The following is a 4,368-nucleotide window of genomic DNA, read 5'->3' as shown; positions in this document are numbered from 1 at the left end:
GTGGTGGGGCAGCGTAGGAGCGGATCTTATCCGCGAATCGCGCCTGAACCTCCGGCTATCGCGGACAAGGTCCGCTCCTACGGGTGGGTAACTGTAGGAGCGGACTCCGTCCGCGATGGCCTCCGGCCGCACGAGCCATTGGGCATCATGGCGCTGTATCCCAATGTATCCAGCCAGCCCCTGCGCGAGGCAGGCATACAAACCCGGCCACCCTCCGATACGTCGCCGATACATGGCGCGGGCCAAATGGCCACACCCGGACGAGAGACCCGGCGGGCTTCGAAAGCCGGCCCCCCGCTCGTCCGGGTTCGACCAGAACCCAGACCCGCGCGCCAAGCGCCCAGCATCGGAGAAACACCCATGTCCCGTAACCCGATCCAGACCAAGACCCGCCTCGGCCTGCTCGCCATCGCCCTGGTGGGCGGCGCCAACCTGGCCACCTCGGCCTTCGCCGTCGAGGCGCTGCCCCAGGGCTACCAGCTCGCCGCCGCCGAAAAGGCCGGGGAGGGCAAGTGTGGCGAAGGCAAGTGCGGCGCCGGCAAGGCCAAGGCGACCCAGGCCGAAGGCAAGTGCGGGGAGGGCAAGTGCGGCGACGCCTCCTTCTCGCGTACCGACAGCGACCACGACGGCAAGGTTTCGCGCGACGAGTTCCTGGCCGTGGCCAGGGACCGCGCCGGCGACTTCGACAGGATCGACGCCGACCACGACGGCTTCATCTCCGAGGCCGAGGCCTACCAGCACCTGAAGAGCGTCTTCGAGGCCCACGGCAAGCCGATGCCGGCCGGCCTGTTCGCCAGGCTCCAGGGCGACCGCCACTGAGTCATCCGCCAATCCGGCCCTCCCTGCGGGGAGGGCATTCCTCCCCCGTGGAGCCTTGCCATGAATGCCCATTCCCTACCGCGCGGGGCCGGCCTCGGCCTGCGCCGCGCGCTGCTGCCCGAGCTGCTGGCGATGCCCGCCGCGGCCGTGGACTTCCTCGAATGCGCGCCGGACAACTGGATCGGCGTCGGCGGTGCCTACGGCGATGGCCTGGCGCAGCTCGCCGAGCGCTTCCCGCTGGCCTGCCACGGCCTGTCGCTGTCCCTCGGCGGCCCCGGGCCGCTGGACCTCGAGTTGCTGCGGCGTACGCGGCAGTTCCTCGACCGCCACCGCGTCGGCCTGTTCAGCGAGCACCTGAGCTACTGCTCCGACGACGGCCAGCTCTACGACCTGCTGCCGCTGCCCTTCACCGACGAGGCGGTGCACCACGTCGCCGCGCGCATCCGCCAGGCCCAGGACGTGCTGGGGCGGCGCATCGCGGTAGAGAACATTTCCTACTACGCCGCGCCCTACCAGGCGCTGAGCGAGATCGATTTCCTCCGGGCCGTGCTGGCGGAAGCCGACTGCGACCTGCTGCTGGACGTCAACAACCTGGTGGTCAACGCCTGCAACCACGGCTACGACGCCGCCGCCTTCCTGGCCCGGGTGCCCGCCGAGCGGGTGGCCTGCATCCACGTGGCGGGGCACTACGACGAGGCGCCGGACCTGAAGATCGATACCCACGGCGCCAGCGTGCAGCAGCCGGTCTGGCACCTGTTGGCGCAGGCCTACGCCCGCTGTGGCGTGGTGCCGACGCTGCTGGAGCGCGACTTCAACTTCCCGCCGCTGGCCGAGCTGCTGGCGGAGGTGGACTGCATCCGCACCCTGCAGCAGGCCGCCGCGCCGCGGGAGGTGAGCCATGGCTGAGACCCTGCGCGAGCAGCAACTGCAACTGGCCCGGCACATCCGCGACCCGCAGCGCAACGCGCCGCCGCCGGGCATCGAGGCACGGCGCCTGGCGGTGTATCGCCAGCTGTTCCTGGGCAATGTGCAGTCGTTGCTGGCCGGCAGCTTCCCGGTGCTGCGCGCCAGCCTGGCCGACAGCCAGTGGCATGCGCTGACGGAGCGCTTCTACGCTGACTACCGTTGCCGGACGCCGCTGTTCACCGAGCTGGCCGGCGAGTTCATCGCCTTCCTCGAACAGCGCGGGATCGACGCGCCGGCCTGGGCCGCCGAGCTGGCGCACTACGAATGGGTGGAGACCGCCCTGTCGCTCAGCGACAGCCGGGAGCCGGCCCACGACCCGCAGGGCGACCTGCTGGAGGGCGTGCCGCTGCTGTCGTCCCTGGCCTGGCCGCTGGCCTACGCCTGGCCGGTGAGCGACCTGGGCCCCGGCCACCTGCCCGGGCAGCCGCCGGAGCAGCCGACGCTGCTGCTGGCCCGCCGCGGCGACGACCAGCAGGTGCATTTCGCCCGCCTGGCGCCGCTGGCCCACGCGTTGCTGGAGTCCGTGCGCGACCGCCAGCTGAGCGGCCGGGAACACCTGCAGGCGCTGGCCGAGGCCATTGGCGCCGACCCCGAACCCATCCTGCGGCAGGGCCTGGCCCTGTTGCAGGCCCTCCACGCACAGGGCGTGGTGCTCGGCACGCGCAACCTGTGCGCCACCCACCGTCGACAGCATTCCTCAGCCCCCAGGGTGACACCGCGATGACCGACATACCGGACAGCACCATTCCGTGATGCAGTGAGGTGATGTTCGAGAAGCCCGCATGCCTGGCCAGGTGCGCGGGCTTTTTCGTTGAGGAAGCAGTGCACGATGGCGAACGGATGGGCAATCGGTGCGGGTGGGGCAGCGTAGGGCGAATAACCGTTCGCGGTTATCCGCCGCCGGCCGGAGCGCCGGTGTTCGGGGGCGATGGCGGATAACGCCGTAGGCGTTATGCGCCCTATGGGACCAATCGCGGACGGAGTCCGCTCCTACCATGCCGGTGGACATGGCTTCTCGTAGGAGCGAGCTTGCTCGCGAACACACTTCGCTGCGGGGCTCATTCGCGAGCAAGCTCGCTCCTACGAAGAGCACCCTGGCGCGGCCTGCAAGACAGTTGCTCCTACGCACGCGCCCAACGTGGGGCGGAGCGCCGGTGTTCGGGGCGATGACGGAGAGCGCCATACAGGTTGGCCTGGAGGATGGCTCCTGATCTCGACGCCGCTCAGGACGGCCCCCTCTCCCGCTTGCGGGAGAGGGTTGGGGAGAGGGGACGGATTCAAGCCAAGGCAGCGGAGGGGCAGGCGATATCTGTTCGCGAGCAAGCTCGCTCCTACGTAATAAACAAGCCGAAGCACCGGTGTTCGGGGCGACGGCGGATAACGCCGTAGGCGTTATGCGCCCTACGGGACCAAGCGCGGACGGAGTCCGCTCCTGCGCACGTGCCCAACGTGGGCCAGGGCGCCTGTGTTCGAGGGGGACGAAAAAGAAGAACCCGCCATGCGGCGGGTTCGTCAGGACGGTGCACTTACCTACGCAAAGCGCCGCCGCAGCAGCGCATCCAGGCTCAGCCGCCCGGCGCCCTTGAGCAGCAGCGGCACCAGCGCCACCAGGTAGATCAGCGGCAGCTTGTAGTTGCCGAAGCCGTTGTCGCTGATGGAATAGCCCATGGCCAGTTCGCCCAGGCTCGACCAGTGCGCCGGCCAGTGCACGGCGGCGATGGCTACCACCGTCAGTACCATCAGCACCGCCGAGGCGAAGCGGGTGCCCAGGCCCAGCAGCAGGAGCAGCGGGGCTATCAGTTCGGCCCACATGGAGACCTGCCAGTCCAGGCTCGCCGGCAGGCGGTCGAAGGGGAAGGGGAAGGCGCCGTGGATCTGCGCGAACCAGTTCTCGCCGTTCCATTTCTCCAGGCCGGATTCGAGGAATTCCCAGGCCAGGAACAGCCGCAGGGGGATGTCGGCGCCCCAGGCGCCGAGGCGGTCGAGGGGACGCAGGGTGGTTGCGAGGGTGCTTTGCATGGCGGTGTCTCCTGGGGGCGTTCAGCGGGTGGCGCCGCGCAGGGCCGGGGTGGCGCGGCGTTGGCGGGTGGCGAGCTTGGCGGTGAGTTTCAGGACGATGGCGCTGAAGATCAGCGCGAAGCCCAGGACGTACCAGGGCCCCATGGGGATGCGCTTGAAGAACGACAGGCAGAAGATGCCGGCGATCACCCAGGTGCCGGTGCCATGCAGCAGCTTCCAGGTGCGGGCGCCCAGGGCCTTCACCGCGGCCGGGAAGCTGGTCAAGGCCAGCGCCAGGATGAACAGGTAGCCCACTGAGCCCGGGATGTTCGCCGCCGCGGTGCGGCCGGCCCAGAAGGTCTCCGGGAACAGCTTGGCGTAGGCGATGATCAGCACGCCGTGCACCAGGTGCGAGAAGGCGAAGGCCAGGCCGAGGAAGCGCCGCTCGCGCAGCAGGGCTCGGCTGCCGGGGCTGGGCACCAGGGTGGCCAGGGAAGAGGCGAGGAAGGTCGCCAGGAACAGGGCGAAGGAGGTCCGCGCGGTGGCGCGGATGGCGCTGCGCAGGGCCTCCACCAGCTGCGGCTG

The 4,368-nt window shown here is 69.8% G+C and carries 5 protein-coding genes; 3 read left to right on the top strand and 2 right to left on the bottom strand.

Translation table 11 applies throughout. The features are described from left to right. Positions 1–360: 360 nt before the first annotated feature. The 3 genes from DK254_RS04230 to DK254_RS04220 are packed head-to-tail and all read left to right on the top strand — an operon-like array spanning position 361 to position 2,509. Positions 361–819: a hypothetical protein gene (locus tag DK254_RS04230; protein ID WP_109932470.1), complete on the top strand. Its 459-nt coding sequence runs from the start codon at positions 361–363 to the stop codon at positions 817–819. A 60-nt stretch (positions 820–879) separates the two neighbouring features. Beyond that, entirely contained in the window at positions 880–1,725 is an 846-nt protein-coding gene (locus tag DK254_RS04225) for a DUF692 domain-containing protein (protein WP_109932468.1), read from the top strand. Continuing rightward, a complete protein-coding gene (locus DK254_RS04220; protein ID WP_109932466.1) occupies positions 1,718–2,509 on the top strand; it encodes a DUF2063 domain-containing protein in 792 nt (263 codons plus the stop codon). Before DK254_RS04225 ends, DK254_RS04220 begins: the two co-directional genes overlap by 8 nt. 806 nt (positions 2,510–3,315) lie before the next feature. On the opposite strand, the gene DK254_RS04215 is transcribed toward DK254_RS04220, so the two are convergent. Then, positions 3,316–3,804, bottom strand: coding sequence for a DoxX family protein (locus DK254_RS04215; protein ID WP_109932464.1), 489 nt, complete (start codon positions 3,802–3,804; stop codon positions 3,316–3,318). 21 nt (positions 3,805–3,825) lie between these two features. Continuing rightward, the coding region (locus tag DK254_RS04210) for a ferric reductase-like transmembrane domain-containing protein (protein WP_109932996.1) at positions 3,826–4,368 on the bottom strand (543 nt) is incomplete at its 5' end.

Origin of the sequence: Pseudomonas sp. RW407 (assembly GCF_003176655.1) — a bacterium.
Classification (GTDB): domain Bacteria; phylum Pseudomonadota; class Gammaproteobacteria; order Pseudomonadales; family Pseudomonadaceae; genus Pseudomonas; species Pseudomonas delhiensis.
The sequence above is the reverse complement of the archived record's forward strand: the minus strand, read 5'-3'. Positions and strand labels throughout refer to the sequence as shown.

Bases quoted from the DNA above. Each gene is read 5' to 3' on its own strand.
- DK254_RS04230 (WP_109932470.1), top strand. From the start codon at position 361: ATGTCCCGTAACCCGATCCAGACCAAGACCCGCCTCGGCCTGCTCGCC.
- DK254_RS04220 (WP_109932466.1), top strand. From the start codon at position 1,718: ATGGCTGAGACCCTGCGCGAGCAGCAACTGCAACTGGCCCGGCACATC.
- DK254_RS04225 (WP_109932468.1), top strand. From the start codon at position 880: ATGAATGCCCATTCCCTACCGCGCGGGGCCGGCCTCGGCCTGCGCCGC.
- DK254_RS04215 (WP_109932464.1), bottom strand. From the start codon at position 3,804: ATGCAAAGCACCCTCGCAACCACCCTGCGTCCCCTCGACCGCCTCGGC.